The organism is Pirellulales bacterium (assembly GCA_035499655.1).
Taxonomy (GTDB): Bacteria; Planctomycetota; Planctomycetia; order Pirellulales; family JADZDJ01; genus DATJYL01.
In genome coordinates, this window is record DATJYL010000068.1 from 1 (window position 1) to 2,459 (window position 2,459).

At 56.6% G+C, this 2,459-nt stretch carries 2 protein-coding genes; one reads left to right on the top strand and one right to left on the bottom strand.

Annotation, left to right across the window (positions count from 1 at the left end):
* A partial coding sequence (locus VMJ32_04975) for a phosphatidylserine decarboxylase (GenBank protein ID HTQ38355.1) occupies positions 1-651 on the bottom strand: 651 nt, incomplete at its 3' end.
* Between the two features lie 239 nt (positions 652-890).
* Between VMJ32_04975 and eno the strand changes: the two genes are divergently transcribed.
* Positions 891-2,168 carry a phosphopyruvate hydratase gene (gene eno / locus VMJ32_04980; protein ID HTQ38356.1) on the top strand — a complete coding sequence of 426 codons (1,278 nt, stop codon included), beginning with the start codon at positions 891-893 and terminating at the stop codon, positions 2,166-2,168.
* Positions 2,169-2,459 lie beyond the last annotated feature (291 nt).

A 2,459-nucleotide genomic window follows, 5' to 3' on the forward strand; every position in this document is an offset into this window, starting at 1 on the left:
CGGCATGCGGTTCACATGCACGTTGAACAGCGTGAGAAAAATGGCGATGCGCACCGCCGGGCCGCCGACAAACTCGTCGTGTGCAAGCTGCGCTACTTCGACAACTTTTCCGTCAGCCGGCGATACGAGTAAACCCGGTTCTTGCGGAACCCGCCGCGGCGGATCACGGAAGAACGACACGACCAGCACAAACAATGCGCCGACAATCACAGCCGCCAGCAGCGAAATTGTTTTTGCAATCCCCGTCGTATTCGCCCCCACCGCCGCCAGCGCCACCGTCACGGACAACAACGGCCAGCCCATAATTTGCACTTCGGCCAAACCCCAGCGTGCCAGCGGAATTTTTTCGCGCCAAGCGAACGGATCGTCTTCCACCCGCCAGTGGCACTCCGTCTGATTGCGGCAGAATTTGAGATCGCGAGGATCGAGAATCTCGTGCGGACAATTCGTCGGCTCGCCCACACGCAACCCGGCCATCCGCTTCACATAACCAGCTCGAAACGTACGCAAACACCAGCGGCGAACTCGACCCCAAGCCAGTTCGACACCGTAACAAAATCCGCCGCCTGGCTGCGTGCTGCGAACATTTTCCGGTAACGGTTCCGGTTGCAAACGGGCGGACACATCGACGGCGGGTGCAGTGTGGTTCATGCTTTGTTATAGTACGTTCCCGCGCTGCGGTTGCAACCCCAAGGCTTGCCGAGTCTTACCGTCACCGGCTAGTCAACCGGCGTTCGATTTCGCACAATGCAGGCTGCTGTTTGACGCTAACCGCTTTAGCGCGACCAACGGTCGCGGCTTTATGGTCTGAACCCCGAACCCTGAATCCCAAGCTCTGAACCTGAACCCTAAATCCTCACCCCTCACAATTCACCACTCACTTGCTGATCATGAGCGAAATTATCTCCATTCACGGCCGCCAAATTCTCGATAGCCGCGGCAACCCGACCATTGAAGTTGATGTAGAACTTTCCGACGGTTCCTTTGGCCGCGCCGCGGTTCCCAGCGGCGCTAGCACCGGCGTCCACGAAGCCTGGGAGCTGCGCGACGGCGACAAATCGCAATTCCTGGGCAAATCGGTCCAAAAGGCCGTGGCCAATGTGAACGAAAAACTCGCTTCCGAACTGATCGGCTACGATGCCCTCGATCAGGCCGGCCTTGACCACCGCATGATCGAACTCGACGGCACCGAAAACAAAAAAAACTTGGGCGCGAATGCCATCCTGGGCGTGTCTCTGGCCACGGCCCATGCGGCGGCGGAGTTTTGCGGCCTGCCGCTGTTCAAATATCTCGGCGGCGCCGGCGCACGGTTGTTGCCCGCGCCCATGATGAACATCGTCAACGGCGGCGCCCATGCCGATAACGCCGTCGACGTGCAGGAATTCATGGTCATGCCGCTGGGCTTTACCAAATTCAGCGACGCCTTACGGGCCGGCGTGGAAACTTTTCACAACCTGAAAAGCGTGCTCAAGGCCAAAAAGCTGAACACCAATGTCGGCGACGAAGGGGGCTTCGCTCCCGATTTGCGCAGCAACGGCGAAGCGCTCGATTTGATTATCGAAGCCATTCAAAAAGCCGGTTACAAGCCGGGCGAGCAAGTGGCCATTGCCATCGATGTGGCTTCTAACGAGTTGTTCGACGAGAAAACGAAAAAATATAGCGTCGACGGACGCGAACTCAGCTCGCAGGAAATGGTCGATTTTCTCGCCGGCTGGCTGGCGAAATACCCGATTGTTTCCATCGAGGACGCCTTCTCCGAAGACGATTGGGAAGGCTGGAAAATGCTCAGCCAGCGCTTGGGCGACAAGGTGCAACTGGTCGGTGACGATCTGTTCGTCACCAACACCAAGCGGTTCCAGCGCGGCATCGACGAGCACATTGCCAACAGCATTCTCATCAAGTTGAACCAAATCGGCACGCTGACGGAAACCATCGAGTGCATTCAACTCGCCGCGCGCAACGGCTACACCAGCATTGTCAGCCACCGCAGCGGCGAAACCGAAGACAGCACCCTGGCCGATTTGGCCGTTGCCTTGGGCACCGGGCAAATTAAAACCGGCAGCGCCAGCCGTACCGACCGCATGGCCAAGTACAATCAATTGCTGCGGATCGAAGAAGAACTCGGCGACAGCGCCATTTACGCCGGACCGCTCTTCAAAAAACGCTAAATAGCATCGAAAGCACAATAGAACTGAGCAACTAGAGACCACAAATGAACGCAGATCAATGGGATGAACACAGATGATTTGACTTATTCGCCCGTTCTCCTTTTGCATTGCATGAATTCGTTATCTGTGTCTATCCGATTCATCTGAGTTCATCTGGCTTTGTTGAAACCCTATTGATTCCAATGGGAAAACAGTTTACATCAATGCGTCATGGAAACCACACGTGCGATGACGCGGTCGCCGGTGGCGTTGGCCAGGAAGGCCGTCGAAATTGCGCAACGTGCTTTGCCT

Excerpts from the sequence above, each read along its gene's own strand:
- eno (HTQ38356.1), top strand. The coding sequence starts at position 891 with ATGAGCGAAATTATCTCCATTCACGGCCGCCAAATTCTCGATAGCCGC.